This is a genomic window from Rhodococcus erythropolis NBRC 15567, from assembly GCF_001552595.1.
Classification (GTDB): Bacteria; Actinomycetota; Actinomycetes; order Mycobacteriales; family Mycobacteriaceae; genus Rhodococcus_F; species Rhodococcus_F erythropolis.
Window position 1 is genome coordinate 25,818 of the sequence record NZ_BCRM01000013.1, and the last position, 20,208, is coordinate 46,025.

Annotated in this window: 22 protein-coding genes; 16 read left to right on the forward strand and 6 right to left on the reverse strand. The window is 59.9% G+C overall.

What is annotated here, in order from left to right; genetic code table 11:
- Nucleotides 1-22: 22 nt before the first annotated feature.
- Nucleotides 23-271 (forward strand): hypothetical protein, encoded by a 249-nt coding sequence (locus RE4_RS18345; RefSeq protein ID WP_060939092.1) that lies wholly within the window; start codon nt 23-25, stop codon nt 269-271.
- A gap of 220 nt (nt 272-491) precedes the next feature.
- Here RE4_RS18345 and RE4_RS18350 read toward each other — a convergent pair whose 3' ends face one another.
- Complete coding sequence (locus RE4_RS18350; protein WP_020968727.1) at nt 492-983, reverse strand: hypothetical protein; 492 nt, start codon at nt 981-983, stop codon at nt 492-494.
- Complete coding sequence (locus RE4_RS18355; RefSeq protein WP_020968728.1) at nt 980-1,558, reverse strand: RNA polymerase sigma factor; 579 nt, start codon at nt 1,556-1,558, stop codon at nt 980-982. The genes RE4_RS18350 and RE4_RS18355 overlap by 4 nt, the downstream gene beginning before the upstream one ends.
- Before the next feature lie 186 nt (nt 1,559-1,744).
- On the opposite strand from RE4_RS18355, the gene RE4_RS18360 reads away from it, so the two are divergent.
- From RE4_RS18360 to RE4_RS18400, 9 genes are all read left to right on the forward strand, one after another.
- Nucleotides 1,745-2,209 carry an Asp23/Gls24 family envelope stress response protein gene (locus tag RE4_RS18360; protein ID WP_003943699.1) on the forward strand — a complete coding sequence of 155 codons (465 nt, stop codon included), beginning with the start codon at nt 1,745-1,747 and terminating at the stop codon, nt 2,207-2,209.
- Entirely contained in the window at nt 2,206-2,490 is a 285-nt protein-coding gene (locus tag RE4_RS18365; protein WP_021343181.1) for an Asp23/Gls24 family envelope stress response protein, read from the forward strand. The genes RE4_RS18360 and RE4_RS18365 overlap by 4 nt, the downstream gene beginning before the upstream one ends.
- 70 nt (nt 2,491-2,560) lie before the next feature.
- A complete protein-coding gene (locus RE4_RS18370; RefSeq protein WP_223258031.1) occupies nt 2,561-2,749 on the forward strand; it encodes a hypothetical protein in 189 nt (62 codons plus the stop codon).
- Nucleotides 2,750-2,787: 38 nt separating this feature from the next.
- Nucleotides 2,788-2,967, forward strand: coding sequence for a hypothetical protein (locus RE4_RS18375; protein WP_003943629.1), 180 nt, complete (start codon nt 2,788-2,790; stop codon nt 2,965-2,967).
- Entirely contained in the window at nt 2,960-3,352 is a 393-nt protein-coding gene (locus RE4_RS18380) for an Asp23/Gls24 family envelope stress response protein (protein WP_019747452.1), read from the forward strand. Before RE4_RS18375 ends, RE4_RS18380 begins: the two co-directional genes overlap by 8 nt.
- Nucleotides 3,349-3,918 (forward strand): DUF6286 domain-containing protein, encoded by a 570-nt coding sequence (locus RE4_RS18385; protein WP_019747451.1) that lies wholly within the window; start codon nt 3,349-3,351, stop codon nt 3,916-3,918. The genes RE4_RS18380 and RE4_RS18385 overlap by 4 nt, the downstream gene beginning before the upstream one ends.
- Nucleotides 3,915-4,499: a hypothetical protein gene (locus RE4_RS18390; RefSeq protein WP_046378100.1), complete on the forward strand. Its 585-nt coding sequence runs from the start codon at nt 3,915-3,917 to the stop codon at nt 4,497-4,499. Before RE4_RS18385 ends, RE4_RS18390 begins: the two co-directional genes overlap by 4 nt.
- A 409-nt stretch (nt 4,500-4,908) precedes the next feature.
- A complete protein-coding gene (locus RE4_RS18395; RefSeq protein WP_003943661.1) occupies nt 4,909-5,172 on the forward strand; it encodes a GlsB/YeaQ/YmgE family stress response membrane protein in 264 nt (87 codons plus the stop codon).
- Between the two features lie 100 nt (nt 5,173-5,272).
- A complete protein-coding gene (locus RE4_RS18400; protein ID WP_019747449.1) occupies nt 5,273-5,470 on the forward strand; it encodes a CsbD family protein in 198 nt (65 codons plus the stop codon).
- 33 nt (nt 5,471-5,503) lie between these two features.
- Here RE4_RS18400 and RE4_RS18405 read toward each other — a convergent pair whose 3' ends face one another.
- The gene (locus tag RE4_RS18405) at nt 5,504-6,226 is read right to left on the reverse strand and encodes a hypothetical protein (protein WP_060939093.1); all 723 of its coding nucleotides are present in this window, start codon (nt 6,224-6,226) and stop codon (nt 5,504-5,506) included.
- 306 nt (nt 6,227-6,532) lie between these two features.
- On the opposite strand from RE4_RS18405, the gene RE4_RS18410 reads away from it, so the two are divergent.
- From RE4_RS18410 to RE4_RS18425, 4 genes are all read left to right on the forward strand, one after another.
- A complete protein-coding gene (locus RE4_RS18410) occupies nt 6,533-8,494 on the forward strand; it encodes a hypothetical protein (protein WP_019747447.1) in 1,962 nt (653 codons plus the stop codon).
- On the forward strand, nt 8,491-10,224 hold the full coding sequence (locus tag RE4_RS18415) for a glycosyltransferase family 39 protein (RefSeq protein ID WP_046378102.1): 1,734 nt from the start codon (nt 8,491-8,493) through the stop codon (nt 10,222-10,224). Before RE4_RS18410 ends, RE4_RS18415 begins: the two co-directional genes overlap by 4 nt.
- A 46-nt stretch (nt 10,225-10,270) precedes the next feature.
- Nucleotides 10,271-11,419, forward strand: coding sequence for a hypothetical protein (locus RE4_RS18420; protein WP_020968736.1), 1,149 nt, complete (start codon nt 10,271-10,273; stop codon nt 11,417-11,419).
- 571 nt (nt 11,420-11,990) lie between these two features.
- On the forward strand, nt 11,991-12,914 hold the full coding sequence (locus tag RE4_RS18425; RefSeq protein ID WP_020968737.1) for a UTP--glucose-1-phosphate uridylyltransferase: 924 nt from the start codon (nt 11,991-11,993) through the stop codon (nt 12,912-12,914).
- 99 nt (nt 12,915-13,013) lie between these two features.
- Here the strand turns inward: RE4_RS18425 and RE4_RS18430 are convergent, their stop codons facing one another.
- Complete coding sequence (locus RE4_RS18430) at nt 13,014-13,337, reverse strand: helix-turn-helix domain-containing protein (protein WP_238076993.1); 324 nt, start codon at nt 13,335-13,337, stop codon at nt 13,014-13,016.
- Between the two features lie 348 nt (nt 13,338-13,685).
- Here RE4_RS18430 and RE4_RS18435 point away from each other — a divergent pair, with 348 nt between their 5' ends.
- Nucleotides 13,686-14,861 carry an O-antigen ligase family protein gene (locus RE4_RS18435; RefSeq protein WP_060939094.1) on the forward strand — a complete coding sequence of 392 codons (1,176 nt, stop codon included), beginning with the start codon at nt 13,686-13,688 and terminating at the stop codon, nt 14,859-14,861.
- 2 nt (nt 14,862-14,863) lie between these two features.
- Here the strand turns inward: RE4_RS18435 and RE4_RS18440 are convergent, their stop codons facing one another.
- Together RE4_RS18440 and RE4_RS18445 are read right to left on the reverse strand one after the other, a co-directional pair.
- On the reverse strand, nt 14,864-16,315 hold the full coding sequence (locus RE4_RS18440) for a glycosyltransferase (protein ID WP_029254697.1): 1,452 nt from the start codon (nt 16,313-16,315) through the stop codon (nt 14,864-14,866).
- On the reverse strand, nt 16,309-17,775 hold the full coding sequence (locus RE4_RS18445) for a hypothetical protein (RefSeq protein ID WP_232816784.1): 1,467 nt from the start codon (nt 17,773-17,775) through the stop codon (nt 16,309-16,311). The genes RE4_RS18440 and RE4_RS18445 overlap by 7 nt, the downstream gene beginning before the upstream one ends.
- 850 nt (nt 17,776-18,625) lie before the next feature.
- On the opposite strand from RE4_RS18445, the gene RE4_RS18450 reads away from it, so the two are divergent.
- Entirely contained in the window at nt 18,626-20,146 is a 1,521-nt protein-coding gene (locus tag RE4_RS18450) for a sugar transferase (RefSeq protein ID WP_029254699.1), read from the forward strand.
- Nucleotides 20,147-20,208 lie beyond the last annotated feature (62 nt).

Here is a 20,208-nt window from a genome sequence, read left to right on the forward strand (position 1 = left end):
CAGGAGATTTCACGTGAACCATATGACCGTGACGACCGAACACCTGCGTGCACTGCTGGGCAGCGGGCCCCATTCGGAATTGGTAGCGATTGGGGGTGAGATCGAGATCTACGTCCCCGATGAAGAAGGGTTCGGCCTCGATGGTATCTCGCTTGTCACTCGCGAGCAGTTGGCCGAGCGCCTACCGTCCTCGCCCGACAACCCCGACGAAGGTGAACTACGTATCGCGGCAGAATCGTTGAGCGAGATGATCGCCGAACTCGGCGGCTGAAGTCTGAAGTTCGGGGCAGCTGACTTCAGATCTGCGGGATCGGATCCGGGGGATACGGGTTCGGTGGCGTCGGAGTCGGTGGCACGGGCGGGGGATTCAGCGGATCGGGTGGTGCCGGCGCGGGTGGTGTCGGCGACCCCGGGTCGGGGACGGGGCCCGGATCCGGTGGTGGGGGAGTGGTCATGAGTGCCGGGTTCCCAAACACTTGCCGAACAAACACCTAGTGCTCGGCGTGGCTTTTGGTGTTCTCCTCGGCAGGTAGATCATCCACGATGTCGACTACGGCGATGTGGACGTTCTCTGCAGAGACGGGTGGGTCCATGTCGCCGAGGATCAGGTGAACGACATCGACGACGGTGAATCGAACCCGGTCCGACAGTTCGGCCAGATCCACTCCGTATGGCGCTGCCAGTTCGATACGTAGTGAACGTATTTCGTGGCCGTCGACGAAGAACTCGATACTGCTCGGCGAGCAGTGGTGTCGAGAACGTATCTCGGCGGCCAAATGGGTGCGGAGTACGTGATCGCTCACCGACACCGTGCCTAGACGTGGACCTTCGGACGCGTGTGCGTCGAGCGGCCAACCGGACGCCGAGGTCGACCGTAGCGCCCGGATCACCTTGTCGCTGATTCGATCCCAGCCTGGCTCAGGAGCGTTCCGCAGGACGTCGGATGCGTGCGCCATCAATGCGTCGGTTCGTGATTCAGTCATCGCCACCTCGTCATTCGTTCACTCAGGTTAGCCCGTGCACGATGGTGATGCCCTCGCACTGCATCCGGAGTGAGTCTCAGAATCTTGCCGATTTGAACGAACGTGAGCATCTCCACCTCTCGCAGCGTCCAGGCCGCACGCTGGCGATAAGGCAATTCACCCAACGCTTCTTCCAGTGCCTCCAGGAACGCGGCGTTCGAGGTCGTGTCGAACGGGCCGGCCTCGGGAGACGGCACGAGAGGATCCAGCAGCTTGTCGTCGATCGGTTGCGCTCTCTTGATTCGATAGCTGTCCACGATCTTTCGGGAACAGATCGCGAAAAGCCATGTTCGCATCGACGATTCGCCACGAAATGAATCGAGTCGGCGCCACGCGGCCACGAAGGTGTCCTGGACTACCTCGAGAATGTCGCCTTCATCTGCGAGCATTCGACGCGCATAGCGGTGAAGTGCAGGTCCGTAGTAGTGCACCAGTGACTCGAATGCTTCTCGGTCGCCGAGTATCGCAGCGTCCACCGTTGCGGTGTCCAAGCCGTCAGGTGCTTCGGTGAGCCCCTGTGTGTGCGGTAACGCCACAGTCGCTCCTCTCGCGGAAATGCGGAAAACTCGGCTGCGTTCGAAGATTGTTCGCCCGGCCGGGGCGTTGAATGTTACGGACAGTAACTAACAAGTGTCAGTGATGCACGTCACCTGACTGGGGCATTCGGTTTTGCCTTCGAGTGACGACTACACAGGTAGATCGATCAACAGGAGGAGATGACAATGGTCAGCACACAGGTTGCGACAGCATCTACGAAGGATGTTGCATCATCGAACGACTCGGCTCTCGTGAGCTCTCAAGGAAAGACGTCGATCGCCGACACCGTTGTCTCGAAGATTGCCGGCATCGCCACGCGAGAGGTGAGCGGTGTGTACGACGTCGGCGGCGGAGCGTCCCGGGTTGTCGGGGCACTGCGCGAGCGGATCCCCGGCGCGAGTGTCAACCACTCCCAGGGAGTATCGGTCGAGGTCGGCGAAAAGCAGGCAGCGGTCGACATCGACATCGTGGCCGAGTACGGCGTATCGCTCGCCGATCTGGCCACCGGCATTCGCCGCAACGTCATTGCGGCGCTCGAACGGATGACGGGTCTCGAAGTGACCGAGGTGAACATCACAGTTCACGACGTCCACCTCGACGAGGGCAGCGACGACGAAACCGGCGAGCCCAAGACTGCACGGGTGCAGTGAGTTCCGAAATCGCTGACACCATCGCGGCGGCTGTGACGGGGGTACCTGGGGTCGCCTCGCTTCATGCCGGAATGTTCGGCGAGGTTGGCACGTACCTCCCCGGTCGCCGCGTCGTCGGCGTGCGGGTGACGGAGTCGTCGACAGACATCCATGTGTGCATCTTCGCCGACGCCGCCGTTCGAGACACGGCTTTACGTATCCGCCAAGCGGTTTCAGGACTCGTTACAGGCCCCGTGAACGTGACAGTGGAAGACGTAGTCGGTCGTGGACGCGATGCCTGAGCACTCTCGGGGTTCAGTTCCCGATCGACGATCCGCACGCCGAGAGGCGATCAGGAACTACCACCCCGACGTGGGCGGATCTGCCGACGCGCTCAATCGAGCACTCGAACGCGTCGACCGGGACTTCGCATCCCCGATCGGTGTGGTTGTGCGCACGTCGCTGCGCGGCACGATGCGACAGATAGCCAAACCCGTTCGGGCCCAGTACACGCGGGTGCGCGCTCGGTTTCCGGGTGCAAAGACCTACACCGAGATCTGACAGGCACCATCGAACATCATCCACAACGGAGGATTCACATGACCACCTCGACTGTCGGCCTACTGGCAGGACTACTTCTCGGAGTCGCAGCTGCTGCAGGCGGTTTCACCGGATTCCTCATCGCTCTGGTTCTCGGTGTGATCGGATACCTCGTCGGTGGTCAGCGTGACGGCGAGTTCGATCTCGGTGTGATGCTGAAGGGTCGCGGACGTGGCTGAGACAGCTCGACCGGAGTCGTCTGTGCTTGGTGAGCCGGGCGATCGCGGAACGCTGACGATTCGAGACAGAGTCGCGCAGAAGTTGGTTCTCGAGGCGACGCGCGGAACCCCGGGGGTGCGCCATCACGCCGCCGGCATGGACAAACTGACCGGGCGCGAATTGCCGAGGGCGCGAGTGCTGGTATCCGGCAAGCGGGTACGGGCCAAGGTGGACATCGCGATCGAGTGGCCCGGATCCTTGTCGGTCATCGGTACCGCGGTGCGAGAGAACGTGACAACCCAGTTGCAGTCTGTATCGGGCCTGGACGTAGACGGCGTGGACGTGGCGATCGTGAGCGTTCTCCCGGCATCGACCAAGCGTGACGCGGGAAGGAAAGTGCGATGACCGCCGACAAGGTCGCACCACCCACTGCCTCGAGGGCTGCTGCTCCTGTTCCCCTTGCGGCGCCCGGATCGGCCGTCACGGGATTCCTCATCGCCGCGGCGCTACTTGCGCTCGGCGTGGTCGGCGTCCGCGACGCGCTGGTGGATACCGGCGTGATCACCGGGTCGCAGTGGATACCAAGTGCTGCCGCATATGTGGACGGGCTCGCGTACCAGGGTTGGATGTTGCCGGCGGGGATCGCAGCCGTCGTTCTCGGCCTGTGGTTCGTCATCCTCGGACTCAAACCGCGACGAAAGACTGCCAATGCCTTGGTCGGAGTCGCGAATACATGGATCGATCCCGCCGATGTAGCGGCGATAGCGTCTGTTCGCGTCGAGTCACTGGCCCAGGTTCGATCCGCTTCGTCCCACGCGACCCGGCGCAAGCTGGAAGTGAAGGCCTCGGTCACGCCCGATGGAGCCGCCACCGCTGAATCGGAAATCCGTGCGGTGCTGGGGGACTTGGCCGGGTCGCTGTCACCATCGCCGCGAATCAAGGTTCGTATCCAGACGGGATCACTGTCATGACTCGGACGGCGACGGCGATGGATCGCGTGGCGACATGCGTCGTGGGGATGCTCGCGATAGCGCTGGGAGTTGCAGCGATCCTGTGGAATCGCGACGTGATCAAGGATTTCCCGGCGCGTATCGAGATCCCGTGGGCTGAAGATCTTGTCGATCACTCGTGGTGGCCATGGGCTGTCGGAGCTGGGGGAGTACTGCTAGTCCTCCTCGCGTTGCGGTGGTTGATCGCGCATGTGCCGCTGCGTCGGGTGAAGGAGATCACGGTCCCTGGGTCGAACTCGCACAATTCCATCACCGCGGATCTGGGTGCGGTGGCGGAAGGGGCGAGCGCATCACTGGAGGACTTCGACGAAGTGTCGCGTGTCCGAGGAAAAGCGTTGCTCGATCGTGGAGTTCGCACGATCGATTTGCGAGTGACATTGAGACGTAGCGTCGTATCCGGATCGGAAACGTTGTCCGAGTTGATTTCTCGCGTCACTGACACGGGGGATCAAGTCGAGTCGATGGTCGGTGATCCATCCGTCGCGACCAGAACTCACATCGCCGTGGAAAGCGCGAAACGCGATGAGCCGAGAACTCTCTGATCAATCGAGGTTTGAGCCTCCCGGTGACCGGGTATTGGTAGACCTCCCGATCGTGCACAGAGTCATGGATGTTGCTGTGGCACTGTGTGTCACGGTGCTCCTTGCGACCGTCACTTCGATGGCGATCGCGATCGTAGTGACGCTGATCATGTGCGCGTCGGTGAGTGTCGTTTCTCGTATGTGGTGAATCGCCAGTCATTTTGGTTCTGTCGTGAACACCTGATAGAAAGGTAAGCAGACAATGTGGCTGCTACTGAGTGCACGATCCCCCGCGTCGTGCGGCGGAGAGTCCGGTTGTGTGCAAACACAACCCGCGATCACGGTCTAGTTGCGCGGGCCGATCGCTCGGAACTCTCCCTTCACCGGCAGTCACTCATTGCGCCGTCCCTCTTTACTCTAAGGAGTTCAAATGCTTCCTCTCGGTATCATCGCCTGGATCATCATCGGTGGGCTGGCGGGTTGGATCGGCAGTAAGATCATGAAAACCGATGCGCAGCAGGGGATCTTCCTCAACATCGTTGTCGGTGTGATCGGCGGCCTGATCGGTGGTTTCCTGCTTCGAGTCTTCGGCGTCGATGTCGAGGGTGCAGGCTGGATCTTCAGCTTCCTCACTTGCCTTCTCGGTGCAGTCATCTTGCTGTTCCTGGTCAAGGCAGTCACCGGAAAGCGCTGACACATTTGTCCACGCAGTTCGAGTTCGACTGAATCCCACGGCCGAATCCCACGGCCGAACGCACGACCGAATCCACACCGAATTCAAGAAGGAGAAACACATGTCTGACTTCATCGACAAGGCAAAGCACCGCGCTGAGGATCTCATCGGCGAAGCCAAGGAAAAGATCGGAAATGCCACGGGCAATGACGATCTGGCTGCCGAAGGTGTTGCCGATCAGGGCGAGGCAAAGGTCAAGAAGGCCGGAGACACTGTCAGTGACAAGGTCTCGGATATCAAGGACAAGTTCACAAGCTGAATGAGTTTCGGCGCGGTTGACCGGCATGTCCGGTCAACCGCGCTTTTGTGTGTCTCCTCGGCCGTCGCGGCTACCGCGATACGCTAGCTTCCGCGTTTCCGCGAGCCACTCCGGAAGCATGCGCATGTGTGCCGGCCTGTTCAGGATCGGATCGAGGGACGGCTGGAGGCAATCCGGGTGGTCCTCGACTTCGTCGAGACAGAGATGTCCGATCGGTATCAACTGAAGTTGAATTCTCGCGAGGTACACGGAGAAGTGCAGCGGGGAATGATCGACCGCAGCTTTTAATGCAGACAAAGAAGTGCCGGCCGGGTGGATGCCGCGCGGTGTCACGATCAGCCACGCCGCGGCCCCGCCCGCGCGTGAGTAAGGAACCAGTGTGCTGTATCTCGCGCCGTTCCACGAGAAAGCCGGAGCTGGAAACATTTTCGAGAAGGTAGAAAGTCCTGATGTTGCGAGAAGAATGTCCCACGGGTTTTCATCTGCGCCGACATCGTGCAACCGAAGCGCCAGGCCAAGTATGTCGGGTAGGTCTCCCGGAATTCCGAGTGCTTTCGACATTCGAGCGGTGACGGTAATCGTCGACGACTCCGTTACCGGCCACCACGGGGTGGCCGGCTTCAATGTTCCCTTCAGTTCGATCCCGTGCGGGTGAAAAACCCTGGCCATGCGCAGCGATGATGCGAAGTGGAACGGTGCGCCGACCAGCTTTCCGATGGCGCTCTTGCCGGCGGGGATGATCGAATTGAGCGTCACAGCTTCCTTATCTGAGAATTCTCCGCCCCCCGAAGCGCCCAGACTGGACGGACGTTCAGGCGTGTTGACGGGCTTGCCGACGGTTTCTTTCGGCTTCCCAGCGGCAGCGATTGCTAATCATGTGACGCGCCGTAACAAAAGTCTCGCCGGTCGGGATAATTAGCCAAACGCACAAATTGGTCGTTATGGTTCGTTTGTCCGTAACGGTGCGATCGGACCTGCGACCGTCGCGAACTGGCGAGATTGCTACTCGTGATTTGTGTTTGGTGATTGCGCGGAAACAAGAAATGTCGAGGAGACACGCTGATGGGCCACTCTCGAACCTGGCTGACGCGCGCGCTGGCAATGCCGGTGGCTGTCGCGGTGACTTTGTTGCTTCCTCTCGGCAGTGTCGCCTCGGCCCAGGATTTCGAGGACGACGCAGATACTTCGGTGGTTGCCGCAGCCACAACTCCGATCTCCTTCACCGAACTCGGCCGAGGAACGGACATCGTGTTCTCTTCCGATGACGCACCAGTGTTGGTGACCGTGCCGGTGCCGGACGGACTCACTGCAACAGCCGTGACCGGAATCCTGACCGCCCCGACCGACTTCAGTAGGGGCTGGCTCGAAGTGACTTCGGACGGCAGATTGGTGAGCCGCGTCGACTTCGACGCCGGGCAGGCCGGGACCGGGTTACCGATTTCGGTTCCCTTGCAAGGTCTCGAAGTGGTCGACCGTAGCGTCACCGTGTCGATGATCGCTCACCTCGTTCCCGTCGACGACCGCTGCTACGACCGAACGAGATACCAGCCCCTCGCGCTCCGGGATGCCTTTGTCGCCTACGACGGTGCAGAGCGGCAGCCCACAACTGTTGCAACCTTCTTCCCGCCGATTTTGAGGAAGGCAACCATCTACGTCACGGATGGTTCGTCAGGGGCGCAGCAGAGTGCGGCTTTGCAACTGAGTGCAGCGATTGTCAACAAGTACGGAAGTCAGCCTGACGCCGTGGTGGTGGAGCAGCTGCCGAACGGTCAGAGTCTGCCCTCCGCTGAGCCGGGACTGTTCGAGAGAGCTGTAGTGCTCGGTAACAGTGGGGACGCCGGCATCGATCTCGCGACGGCGCCGAATGGTTCACCCGTGCTGCGGATTTCAGGGGATGACAAGACTCTCGTTCCTCAGGTCAGTCTCTTGGCGGCGAACTTCGACGGCTACTGGGCGGCGAGCAGAGCGCTGGCGTCACCGGACAACACGGTTGCCCAGATTTCCCAGGACGCCATCACCGTCGGTGAGCTCAAGCTCGGAACGCTGACGACTTCCGGTCTCAATCACATCGAGGTCGACGTCCCGTTCAGTCAGTCGCAACTGGGGCGCCCGATGAAGGATGTCTCGGTGCGAATGATTGGTTCCTATGTCCCGCTACCGAATTCGCGTAACGGAGAACTGTCGATCTCACTCGGGGATAGACGACTCGCCTCGCAGACGGTTAACGAGACAGGGCGCTTCGACATCGGCGTCGATGTTCCGAACGAACTCCTGCGTCGCGACTTGACGTTCGAGGTCTCGATGGATGTGACCGGCGACTTCCAGTGCGGCACCAGTAGCCCTTCTTCGCTCACTGTCGATCCGGCCAGCACCATCACGTCCACTACCGGATTCCCGCCGACGCCTGGAGGATTCCAGTCATTGCCTCAGTCGATGCTGCCCACACTCGATGTCGGTTTGAGTCACGGTGATTTCGCAGATCTCGTTCGAGCCCAGCGCCTCGTTGTCGCGATGCAGCGGTTGAGCTATCTGCCGCTGCAACCGCGCGTGCTCCCGTTCGGCGACGCGGCGACCAGTTCGCTGCCGGCGTTGTTGATCGCAGCGGACGGGACGCTGCCCACTCCTGTGGCTCTACCCATGGACACGGCAGATCAAGGACTCCTGCGCTTGCAGGGTCTGGAATTCGGTGGACAATACGGTGCCTTGCAGGTGGTTTCGGGTTCGCACAACGAAGTAGTGGCGCTGACGTCTGAGGGTGATGCGGCCGATGCCGACGGTCTGCTCAACTGGTTGGAAGGTGGGAAAGACCGGTTCGCAGAACTGACCGGCGATCTACTGGTCGCACCTCGCGGAGGTGAGCCGTTCGACGTCGGAGTCGACGTCGCCCCGTTGGGCACTGCGACCTCGGCCGAAGAAGAGACCGGACTGAGCGCGGTCACGATCGGCTGGATCGGATTCGGGACCGTGGTTCTGATCGCTGTTGCCGTCGGTGGTGTGCTCGTGGCTCGGCGTCGCGGACAGTGACCGTCACCGATCGCCCGGCCCTGTCCGTCGCGGTCCACGATCTACCGGGCCGGAAGCCATGGCGGATGTTCGTCGTGCTCTTCGCGATCTACACCGCGTTGGGCGTGTGGATGAACGCGGGTATCGGGTTCATCTTCACCGATTCGCTCAGTCGTGTCGCCGCGGTGTCGGCGATGCTGCTCAGCCGTGATCCGCACTTCGCGGCGATCGGATTCGTGTTCACCCCGTTGACGGCGGCAGTCCAGATTCCGATGGGCCTGATGGGTCATTGGTGGCCGGATCTGCTGCGGTGGAACATCACTGCGGTCGTGATGTCCGCGGCCTTCATGGCTGGCGCGGTGATTCAGATACGCGGGATCAGCCGCGACCGTGGGTGTCCGCGATGGGTCACCGTCGTCCTTACCGTGCTGTTCGCTGTCAATCCGATGATCGTCATGTACGCGGCGAGCGGAATGAGCGAAGCTCCGTTCCTCTTCTTCGTTCTGTGGGCGACACGTCGACTGATTCGGTGGATGCGCAGCGACGACGTACACGACCTCATCGGTGCGGGCCTCGCGTTCGCTCTGGCGTACCTCACTCGATACGACGCATTGGCACCTCTGTCTGTCGCGGTGGTGCTGGTGACCGTGGTGAGTTGGCTTCGTTTTCAACCGACAGCGGAGGAGCGGGGCGAGGGCGCAGGACCTGGCTTGCGGCTCTGGGCAGCGGCGCTCGACGGCGCCGTCGTGCTGATGCCGGGTTTCCTGGCCTTCGCCTTGTGGTCGTTTGCCAGTTGGCTCATCACGGGTCAAGCGTTCCAACAGTTCTCGTCGGTGTACGGGAACAGTTCCATCCTGGAACAGGCTGGTGCCGGAACCGACTCACCGGTTGCCCGCCTTGCGTTCTCGATCACCGAAATGGCGGTACTCGGGCCGGCGCTCCCGGTGTTCGTGGTCCTGGCAGTCATCTACGCACTTCGGCGGCGCGACACCGAAGTGGTGGTGCCTCTTGTGCTGTTCGGCGCCATCCTCGGAGCGCAGACGTTGCTCTACCTGATGGGATCGACGTTTCCTCTTCTGCGCTTCTACATTTCGATCATTCCGCTGTGTTTCGTATTGGTCGTCCTGATCGCTCCTCGCGGAGCGCCGGTCATCACGCGTCGACCAGGGGCTGCTGCGTCGCGCTCGGTGTCGACGTACCCCGAGCAGGCGGGACCGTCTCTACCTCTTGTGATCTCCCTGTGCTTGCTGGTCGGTTCGACGCTGGTCACGTTTGTCGCGATGGGTAGTGCGCGGATCGCAGTGCTCGAGCATTCCATTGCCAGCGCGATCATTCCGGGCCGCCAGAACCTGGAGGAGCAGACGAATCTACGCACGTTTGCGGCCGAGCGTCGCATCGCCAGGTACCTGGACGACTTGGCTCTGCCGGAGGGGTCGGTTCTGCTCGACACCGTGCAGAGCTATGCCGTCGTGGCCTCGTCGAACAACCCTCGGCAATTCGTCGTGCCTTCCGATGCGGACTTCGTGCGCGTACTGAACAACCCGGCCGAACATCACGTCGAGTACATCCTGTCGGTTCCGAACACCGGTCGCGGTGTGTCGGACGCGGTCAATCGGCGTTATCCGACGATGTACGACACTGGTGCCGGCGGTGTGGGAGCACTGGTGCTCGAGGTGCCCAACGACGGCGGCATGGACCCTTCGGCCTGGCGTTTGTATCGCGTGACCGGTGAACGTCAAACGGGTCGATGAGGGAATTCGTGTGGGAGGATTGTCCGTATGACGTGGATGGTTGTAGATGTCTTCTGAAGAAGCGCGTCCGCGTGTGCGTGGCACAGTGCGTCGCCGTATCGCTGCCGCTGTAGTCAGCTTTGCAACCGTCGCGGTCGTGACAGGAATGTTCACGACGCCGGTGGTTGCCGATTCGCCCAAGACGGTTCGGGTCGGAGCGTCGTCGAGCGGACTGACACTCGACGGACAGCCGTGGTGGCCCACCGGGCTCAATGCTTATCAACTGGCCACTGATTGGTCGGTGAACTTCGGCTGTGGCGCGATGGTCGATCTCGATGCCTACTTCGGTTCTCTGCCACCGAATTCCGTCACGCGTTTCAACGCCTTCCAAGCGCTCGCGGTGAACAAGGTGTCCGGGGAGATGGATTTCGGACCGATGGACGCGGTGTTCGACGCTGCGGCGCGACACAACCAGTTCACGATTCCGGTGCTCTCACCACAGGACAGCGGGTGTGATGACGGGCTGTTCAAATCCAGGGACTGGTACACCGACGACTGGAAGGTTGCGAACCTGATCCCAGGTCGAGCCACCATGAGCTTTCAGGACTGGATGCACACCGCCGTCGACCGTTGGAAGAACGAGCCTTCCGTCGCGGCGTGGGAATTGGTGGGGGAGCCGGAACCGAGCCTGTGTACCGACGCCGCCTGCAATTGGTGGACAAGAACGTGCCCGTCTGATTCCGCGCAGGTGTTGCGGGAGTTCTTCGACACGGCAGGCGCCGAACTTCGGGCGATCGATCCGAACACCCTGATCACGGCGGGATACGTCGGGGGCGGTCAGTGCGGCACTGCTGGTGACGACTACCAATACGTGAGCGAGTCCGACTTCGTCGACATTCTGCAGTATCACGACTACGGAGCAGACGGGGTTCCGCTTCCGGGCGACCAGTGGAACGGACTGGCGCGTCGCATCGAACAGGCCACGAACGTCTCGAAGCCGTTGTTGGTCGCTGAGACAGGCGAATTGGCGGGCAGTTGTGAATCATTGGCAACCCGAGCCACGAATATCGAGACGAAGCTGACGGGGCAGAAGGCGGCCGGCACGGCCGGAGCTCTCCTGTGGGCCTTCGTACCGGATCCGCGGCCGAACGAGTGCACAATGGACATCGGGCCCGATGATCCACTCTTCGACGTGATCGCTTCACTGGCAAGTTAGGACACTGCTGGTAGTCCACTAGGAGTTCCGCCCAGTGGGAGTATGGTCACGATCTGATAACAACCTGAACCTGGCGTTGTGACGTGATGACCGTATTTCGTTTGCATCCAATGGTATTCAGTGGCATTCACCTGCGGATAACCGAACTTGAAGGCCCGCGGGACCAAGCAGGACTATCGACGTGGCACCCGCAGGACCTACGTCCGGTTGTGCGAGGACGGCCCAATCGAGACGCCGGCAACGGAAGTTGCGCTGTACCTGCCCCTTTGGTTGACAGAGCAGTCCCTTTCCGATTGACGTCGAAATGCGGGCACGACCGTTCGCCGCGGTAACGGGTAGTGAGCGGAGTTCGGTGCGGCCCTCGCGGAAGTGACAATGTGGGGTGGTGTGTAGCTCTCGCGCGCAACGAATTCCGAGTTCGAGTCGACTTGCGACGGCATCGGCTGCCCGGTAGACCTTGTGCGCAGGCTGTACATGCGATGTGAGCTTTCGGTCGTCGAAATGAGGGGACGACCGCTGCATGCGCGTAACGGTAAGTGTGTGGAGCATCGCGTGAGCGGAGAGGTGAACGATGACTGGATACTCTGAACGGCCTTTCAGGACTGCGGTGGTACCGGCTGCCGGGATGGGGACCCGCTTCCTTCCGGCCACCAAGACGATCCCGAAAGAGCTACTCCCCGTCGTGGATACGCCCGGGATAGAACTGGTTGCCAGCGAAGCGGCTCAGGCCGGTGCAGAACGCTTGGTGATCGTCACCGCGCCAGGCAAGGCATCGGTGATCGGTCACTTCGTCGAGGACCTGGTGCTCGAGGGCAAGCTCGCCGCGAGTGGAAAGCACCATCTGCTCGAGCGTGTGCGTCGAGCACCTGGCCTCATATCGGTGAAGCCTGTCGTCCAAGAAACCCCGCTCGGCTTGGGTCATGCCGTCGGTCTTGTCGAGTCGGTGTTGGATGCCGACGAGGACTCGTTCGCGGTGCTGCTTCCCGACGACCTGGTTCACCCCTGCGGCGTTCTCGACGCTATGGCGAAGGTCCGTGCCGAGCGTGGTGGTTCTGTGCTGTGCGCGTTCGACGTCGCGCCCGATCGTGTGGGTGCGTACGGAGTATTCGACGTCCAAGCGCCTGAGGAAGGCGATGACCCCGATGTGCTCGCGGTCGTCGGCATGGTGGAGAAGCCGGACCCGGCGGATGCTCCGTCCACCCTCGCCGCAGCCGGACGCTATCTGCTCGATCGCGCCGTGTTCGATGCGCTCCGGCGAATCTTGCCTGGGCAAGGTGGTGAGCTGCAGCTGACGGATGCGATAGCGCTGTTGATCGCGGAGGGGCATCCGGTTCACGTCGTCGTCCATCACGGAACCCGCCACGATCTGGGTAACCCGGGAGGCTTTCTGCGAGCATCTCTCGACCATGCGCTCAGTCGCACCGAGTACGGTCCGGAGTTGCGAGTCTGGCTCAAGGAACGATTGGATCAGCCGGATCCGCAGTTGACGTACTGAAGAATGCCGTCCATGACAGCTGAGATCGGAATATGTTTTGGTGCAAGAGAATCCGCACCATTTTCGGTTAGTGCGTATGTGAATGTCGGTAGCCCGGATTCATTCGCTGCGTTTGTCGATACCGCGTCGGGTGAGTTCGTCCACCAGGGACTGTGTCGCAATCGTCGCGACGACCGGCGGTGGAGTCGTTCCAGGCTCCGCCTCCTCAGAGGTCAGATAACCGGCGGCTACGAGGACCTCCATGATCGGAGCGTCGAAGACCTGACATGCCGTCCGCATCGTGTCCTGCGTGGGAGGGCGCTTGGCCGACAGCCATCGACTCAGCTCGGAAGGTCGAATCTTCAGCGCACGCGCAGCTTCCTGGATGTCGCCGAACGAGCGAAGTTCCAGTTGATTCTCGACCCATGCGGAGAAACCACTCATAGCGGTCATATTGCCTGAGCCGAGAGGTATATGCCACTTCCTTTCGGCCACGAGTCGAGGACAATTGGATATCTGCCATGTCGTGGCAAAGTTTTACGTCGACGATTCGCTTATTTGCAGTTACGCGACGTCGCCGACTGAGGCTGACTTCTGCGCTGAGCGGGGATTATTCAGCCCGGCGTTGGCGAAGGGTGAAATTGAGGGTGAAATGCATAAAATTCGATTGTCGGAAGCAGGAACTCAATGACAACGCCGAGTCAAATCAGACCTGAAGGCCTTCGGGATGATGCCGCTCCGACGGCAGGGCGAACAGGCAGAATTCCTTTGTCGCCGACTACCGCCGTCTGGATGGCGATCGCGGTCGTAGTTCCGATATACCGCTCGTTGCCCGGCGCCGTCACGCAGTTGTGGGCGATGGCAGTGCTTGCGGTCATCGTGGCGTCAGTAGCACTGGGACGAGTTGCTCGGCCGCAGTTTGTCGGCGTCTGGTTGATCGCCGGCTACGCCGCTCTTGTCGCCACGGTAACAGCAACGCGTGGCAGTGACGTCACCGGAAATCTCTACGTTGGAATCCAACTCTTCATTGTTCTCGGGCTCGGAATATTTGTGATGGTCGCCAATGTCCGGCGCGATCCGGAATTTGTCAGGCGTGTATGTATTGCGTTCATAGCAAGCCAATCGGTTTCTGCTCTGGTCGCCGCTATCCAATTGGCAGGTTCATCCGTCTTCGGTTTCGGTGTTGTGAACGGTCGTGCTCCAGGTCTGGCAGGTCACCCGAACGTTCTGGGCATCATGTCCTCACTTGCGCTGATTCTGTGCCTGGGGGCTGCAGTGCAAAAGGTCGGAAATCGGGTCGTTCTGGTGCTGATCTCGATTGTGAACGCGGTGGGACTGCTGGCAACCGGTAGCTTGAGTTCGTTGTCGGCGTGCGCGATCGGATTGATCGTGGTGGCGATTTCTTCGCGAGTGAAGATCGCCACCATCGTCAAGAGTTTTGTCGGTGCCTCCGTCCTCTTCTGGATCGCAATCACCTACACCGAGTTCGGAAAGCACCTGGAGACGCCGGCTGATCGATACCTTCAGGTCACAGGGCAGACCAAGGCCGTCAGCACTCTAGAGATCCGTAACGATACTTACGGATTCGCTTGGGACGCTATTCGTGCGCATCCGCTGTCCGGGGTGGGTTTGAACGCGGCCAATGCGGCCTCGTTCGACAACGTCACAGTCGTCCACAATGTGTTTCTACGATCCTGGTACCAAGGCGGGGTGGTGCTTGCCCTGGCTGTGGCACTGATCATCTGCGCGTCGGCATTGGTTGCGTTCAGATCGATGAAGTCCGGCAAGAACGCCGCCGCGGCCGGCGTTCTGGTCTCGATGATGACGTTCGCTCTGACATCGGCATTTTTCGAGCAGGCATACTACTGGCTACCGGTCGTACTCGCGTTTGCGTGTCTTTCGACCGACAGCGATCGGACCGCGAGGTCCAAAGCTCAACCGGCGCAACAATCTCCGATCGGGAACTGAGGCTACGTGTTCAGTCCGTGGAAGGTTTTCTCCCAGTACGACGGATTGCGTATCAACTGATAGGTGCCTTTTATGGCTGCGATGCTCATCAGTACCCAGTAGAGCGGAGCGGTGAGGCAGGCAATCAGCAGCATGGGATTCCGCGTCTCGCGGCACGCCACCAAGTTCATGTAAAGGACTGCAGCGTTACCGAAGACGAGTGACACGAGTGCCGGAAAGTAGACGTAGTTGGGAAATACGTCGTGGATGACCTCAGGCTGGCCGAGGATCCATCCGAGACTGATCAGCCAGAATGCCATGTTCAGCGTCGCCACGACGGGTGTACCCGCCATCAAGATCGTGAAGCGTAGAAATCCGACCGTGCCGAGTCCGCGCCACAGTTTCACGGGTTGACGCATGTGAACCAGCCAAGTCTGCAGGTAGCCCTTGTACCAGCGTGAGCGTTGTCGGATCCAGTTGATCGTGTCGCTGTTGGCCTCCTCCAGCGTCGTCGAGTTCAGAACAGCGGTCCGGTAGCCGCTCTCGGCGATGCGAACTCCGAGATCTGCGTCCTCCGTGACGTTGAAGGGATCCCAGGCGCCGATCTCGTCGAGCACACTTCGCCGAAGGTGATTGGACGTGCCCCCCAAAGGAATCGGTGACTGACTGCGCATCAGCCCAGGGAGGATGAAATTGAACCAGAGGGCGTAGTCGGCCGTGAACCATGCGGTCAACAAATTCTGAGTTCCGTTGTGAAATGCGAGTTTCGCCTGAACGCACGCAGTATTCGATGGAAGTTTTGCGAAAGTTGCTACCACACGACGTAACTGGAGCGGATCCGGAGAGTCCTCGGCGTCGTAGATGGTGATTATCTCGCCCGTAGAGAAGTGCAATCCGTAGTTACAGGCTTTGGGTTTGGTGCGCGGATCTGCAGCAGGGACCTTCAAGATACTCACCACAGCATCGACTCCGGCGGCAGTCGCAGCTTCGATAGTGACAGTGTCATCCTCTTCGAGGAGCAAGAGCACCTGCAATTTGTCCGAGGGGTAGTCGATCGCGCGCATAGCGGAAATCAGGTCTCCGACTACTTCCGGCTCGTTGTATGCCGGAACAAGGATTGTGTAGTGCGGGAGTTCTTCGTCCGAAAGCGAGCTTGCCTCTTGATCGCTGATCGTCATGATCGAGGAAGCATCCAAACCTCTTGTGAACAGCACGAGTCGATCAACCATCGCCCACACGTAACCGAGAGTGCACGCCAATGTGAGAACGATCAGCGTGGGAGTAAGGAAGAAGACCAGACACACCATGGTGATCACGAGAATCAGGAGCAGGATGTTGCGCTGCCACGGATAGAACGCAACTGATGCCGATGAAATCGGTTTGCGTTCACGCAGTCCGTTCACAGCGTCGTGGAGTGCGGCTCGTTTGAATTCTTCGGAGCTTTCGCCCTCAACCGAGAGATCGGGATCTACCACTTCTGTGCCTCCACGACGAGCCTTCCGAGTGACTGGAGCATACCTAGATCCTTGTACTGAGATTCGCTGTCCACAGTCGATATCCGGCCTCTGAGTAGAACGGCCAAGGTGTTGCTTCCATTCGAAGCCATTGATGGTTTCGGTTCGGGGAACAAGGCATTCGGTTCATGATTGTCCACTGTCAAGAGTGTGACGCGTTGTGCGGCACCGTCGCCGCGTGTCCACACGAAATTGAGGTTGCTCCAGGTGAGTAGGAGGGAGTCGTCGACAACTGTGTACATTTCCGCGACGACTCCACGACTCAACTCGACTCGTACGGTGGGGCTGACACGTGCGTTCTGGAGATCATAAGTTGTATTGCTCGGATAGACAGACAGAGTAGACGGGCGACGCACTTGAACAACGTCCATTTGGACAGTGCGTGGGCGCATCTGGGTGTCCCAGGCAGGATTGGGCGTATCAGCACGAATCGTCTGGCGAGTGAGTGCCGAAGTGGAACCGAAGTATTTTCTCGGCCAATCGTATTCGTTGGTCGAGATTTCACGCCAACCAGCGGGGACGATGAGGCGTGGATCAGCAGTCGCCGGCGGGCCTACCGAGACCGGAACGCCCTGAGCGGTGGGCACCGGCGTAAAGAACATCACGATCGCCGCGGCGAACACCACCAGGATCGTCCAGTTGCTGGTCGACGTCGAAGGATTCCGGAGCGGACGCTCGAACGGCTTCCATGACCTTCCACGTCGCTCGTACAGGTAGAAGAACCCGCCTACCAGTAAAGCGCTACCTAGTGCTGGTAGCAGCTGGATGCTGAACAAGGGTGCAGTCGGGTACTGACGGGAGAGATAGTAGACCAAGGCGGCACCCAGGACGGACGAGCCGACGAACCCGGCGAATCCTCGTCTCCAGGTCCTACTGACGGCGATCGTCGTTGCGGCCGAAGCGACCAGCACCATGATGATGCTGTAGTCGAATCGAGTGCCGCCGAGTTCAGTCGCCAGCGTGCGGTAGATGAGCGGCGCCAGGACGATCGGAACAACCCAGATTGCCCAGTAGCGGTTCACCGGACGCAGCCCGAACATGAGAACCGCTGCGCTCCAGACGAATACCCAAGCCGCGATTACATCGATATGCATCAGTTCATAGTTCTCGGCAAAACGTGGCATGAGGAGTGCCTGTAAACCCAGAGAGACAAGTAAGCCGATACCGCCGACAATCTTGTCCGTCTCGCGGTCGTGGATCGGAAGGTCCGGGCCTCGCCGCAAATCTGTTCCGACGGCGGCTATCAGGCAGAGCAAGGGGAGGACAAAAACGTATCCGATGGCGGTACCGCTCGCGGTGCTCCTCCACAAATTGGTCCAGGTAGGCCAGAAAGCAAAGATTGTCGCGGCTGCAATCATCAGCCAACGTACTGTGAGGCGGGGGATAATTCCCGACTGCGTGCGTAGGTCGCGAATCTTCAAGATATGTAGTCCTATTCGAACTGGTCGTCTACTCCGGCCGTGTCGGCTGCAGCGAGGTTGTGTCAGCGAACCCGACTTTTGTCGACCTTACGTGATCGATCGCAAGGTGCGAATCCGCACACCGGCCGATGCGGAATGGCCGAAGCCGGGTAAGAATCTCACATATTGAGACGAAGGAAAAATTTCTTTTCGGGGCCGGTTAGTTGCGAACTGGACGAGCGACCTGTTCTTGTTCTGATGTTGATGCCTGTATCAGCAAGGGCTGTAGTGCTATTCGCCTTCGAATTGCACATCGAAACGGCAATAGGGACCAAGATCCCTGTCGGGGACGTAGGTCCCCAACGGCGCAGGCACCTTCTGTCGGCGAAAGTCATAGCGTTGGTTACCAATGGAAATGATCCTCTGTTCAGGCGGTATCGGTAATGTGGTGCCCTGTGGCAACCGCCTACTGGCGAGTAAGGTCCTCCCGTTTGCCGCACTTTCGTTGAAGTAACGCGATAGTTGCTTCTGAATCGATCTCTCGTCCAGTTGTTCCAGTCGATCCGCCGCCGAAGGGCGAGAGGCAAAGCGCTTGCGCTGCGGCCATATTGGAATAGGTGGGGGTGTGGGCGGCTACAGGCCTGAACTGGGATGACTTTGCGTTTGATCCTGCGCTCGGACAGTGCTGCAATGTAATCCAATCGGAGCGTGAGAGCGTTCCGATTCTCGAACAATTGCACTCTTCGGATCGAAGCGAGCAATTTGCTGTTCCAGTGGATTGCTCAAATCTGGTGAATCACGCTCAACACCTGTCAACGACACACGGATTCAACGACACACGGATTCCACGAATGAGGAAGGGACTGATCACGTGACGGCGCTCGACGTGTCCACACTGGGCAAGACCAAGCACACGCTTCCCCGCGCAGTGCCCGACCTCCGCCGCGGATCGACTTCTCGGAGGGAATGGGAAACGGCATACCGCAGAAGGCTGTTCCTGGGCGATTCGGTGATCATCGTGGCGACGGTTTTTCTGGCTCAATGGCTACGATTCGGCGGAGACGGCCGTGCGGTAAGCCCCGGAATCCTCGGGCAACTCAGCTACACCGGTGTGTCAATTGCATTGGCGGCGATGTGGTTATCGTCTTTGGGGATCTTCCGCACTCGCTCGATTCGTGTGATCGGCAGCGGCCCCGAGGAGTACAGACGAATCTTCGTCGCGACAGTTCGCCTCTTCGGTCTCATTGCGATTGTCAGCTTGCTGTTGCAGTTGGACATCGCACGGCTCTATCTGGCCTTCGCATTTCCGGTCGGTCTGACCGCACTGATGGCGAGCCGCTGGATCTGGCGAAAGGTGATCGCGCGGAAGCGGTCTCGCGGCGATTTTCAGACGTCCGTCTTGGTCGTGGGAAGCCCGGTTGCAGTCAAGAAAATGGCCCAGACCTTCGAACGAGCTCCCGGTGACGGGTACCGGGTAGTGGGCGTCTGCCAACCCAGTCAACTAGGACGTCGCGACAGAGTCATAGTGGTCGACGGCAACGAAATACCGGTCCTAGGCGACGAGCACGACGTGACCGACGCACTCGATTTGGTCGGTGCCGATGCGGTGGCGGTTACGGCGACGGAACACCTCGGCTACGACGGTATGCGGAAACTGGCCTGGGATCTGGAGTGTAAGGACGTCGATCTTGTTGTGGCACCGGGAATCCTGGATGTTTCCGGTCCGCGACTGTCGATGCGGCCGGTGGCGGGCCTTCCACTGATTCACGTCGAACGTCCGCGATACCATGGTGCTCAACGGTTCGCCAAGACAGCCTTCGACGTCGTTTTCGCATCTGTCATTCTCATTTTGATCAGTCCCGTTTTGATCGTGACGGCCTTGGCAGTCAAGTTCACCAGTCGGGGTCCTGTGCTCTATCGGTCGGAGCGAATGGGATTGGACGGGGTTCCCTTTCCGATGCTGAAGTTCCGATCGATGGTTCAGAACGCAGATACGCAGGTCGACAGCCTGCTGTCGGATAACGAGGGCGCCGGCGTCCTGTTCAAGATGCGTGACGATCCTCGGGTTACCAAGGTGGGGCGCGTCATTCGAAAGTTTTCGATTGACGAGTTGCCTCAGTTCGTCAATGTGCTCCGTCGCGAGATGAGCGTAGTTGGCCCGAGACCGCCGTTGAGGCGCGAGGTAGAGGCATACGACGGGGCCGTCAAAAGGCGACTGCTGGTCAAACCGGGTATCACCGGTTTGTGGCAGGTGAGCGGGCGCTCGGATCTTTCGTGGGAAGAAACCGTTCGGCTGGATCTGTCCTATGTCGACAACTGGTCGATGGTCGGGGACGTGATGATCGTCGTGAAGACGCTCAAAGCCGTAATGGCTAGTGACGGCGCATACTGATCCGTTCAGTCAGTCTTTCGTATTCGTATTCGTATCGCGAATCCGATTCGCCATTCCCGGCG

What these genes read in the sequence shown, in the direction of transcription:
- RE4_RS18430 (WP_238076993.1), bottom strand. Translation starts at nt 13,337, where the DNA reads ATGAGTGGTTTCTCCGCATGGGTCGAGAATCAACTGGAACTTCGCTCG.
- RE4_RS18395 (WP_003943661.1), top strand. Translation starts at nt 4,909, where the DNA reads ATGCTTCCTCTCGGTATCATCGCCTGGATCATCATCGGTGGGCTGGCG.
- RE4_RS18435 (WP_060939094.1), top strand. Translation starts at nt 13,686, where the DNA reads ATGGCGATCGCGGTCGTAGTTCCGATATACCGCTCGTTGCCCGGCGCC.
- RE4_RS18375 (WP_003943629.1), top strand. Translation starts at nt 2,788, where the DNA reads ATGACCACCTCGACTGTCGGCCTACTGGCAGGACTACTTCTCGGAGTC.
- RE4_RS18385 (WP_019747451.1), top strand. Translation starts at nt 3,349, where the DNA reads ATGACCGCCGACAAGGTCGCACCACCCACTGCCTCGAGGGCTGCTGCT.
- RE4_RS18425 (WP_020968737.1), top strand. Translation starts at nt 11,991, where the DNA reads ATGACTGGATACTCTGAACGGCCTTTCAGGACTGCGGTGGTACCGGCT.
- RE4_RS18390 (WP_046378100.1), top strand. Translation starts at nt 3,915, where the DNA reads ATGACTCGGACGGCGACGGCGATGGATCGCGTGGCGACATGCGTCGTG.
- RE4_RS18420 (WP_020968736.1), top strand. Translation starts at nt 10,271, where the DNA reads ATGTCTTCTGAAGAAGCGCGTCCGCGTGTGCGTGGCACAGTGCGTCGC.
- RE4_RS18345 (WP_060939092.1), top strand. Translation starts at nt 23, where the DNA reads ATGACCGTGACGACCGAACACCTGCGTGCACTGCTGGGCAGCGGGCCC.
- RE4_RS18360 (WP_003943699.1), top strand. Translation starts at nt 1,745, where the DNA reads ATGGTCAGCACACAGGTTGCGACAGCATCTACGAAGGATGTTGCATCA.
- RE4_RS18350 (WP_020968727.1), bottom strand. Translation starts at nt 983, where the DNA reads ATGACTGAATCACGAACCGACGCATTGATGGCGCACGCATCCGACGTC.
- RE4_RS18400 (WP_019747449.1), top strand. Translation starts at nt 5,273, where the DNA reads ATGTCTGACTTCATCGACAAGGCAAAGCACCGCGCTGAGGATCTCATC.
- RE4_RS18410 (WP_019747447.1), top strand. Translation starts at nt 6,533, where the DNA reads ATGGGCCACTCTCGAACCTGGCTGACGCGCGCGCTGGCAATGCCGGTG.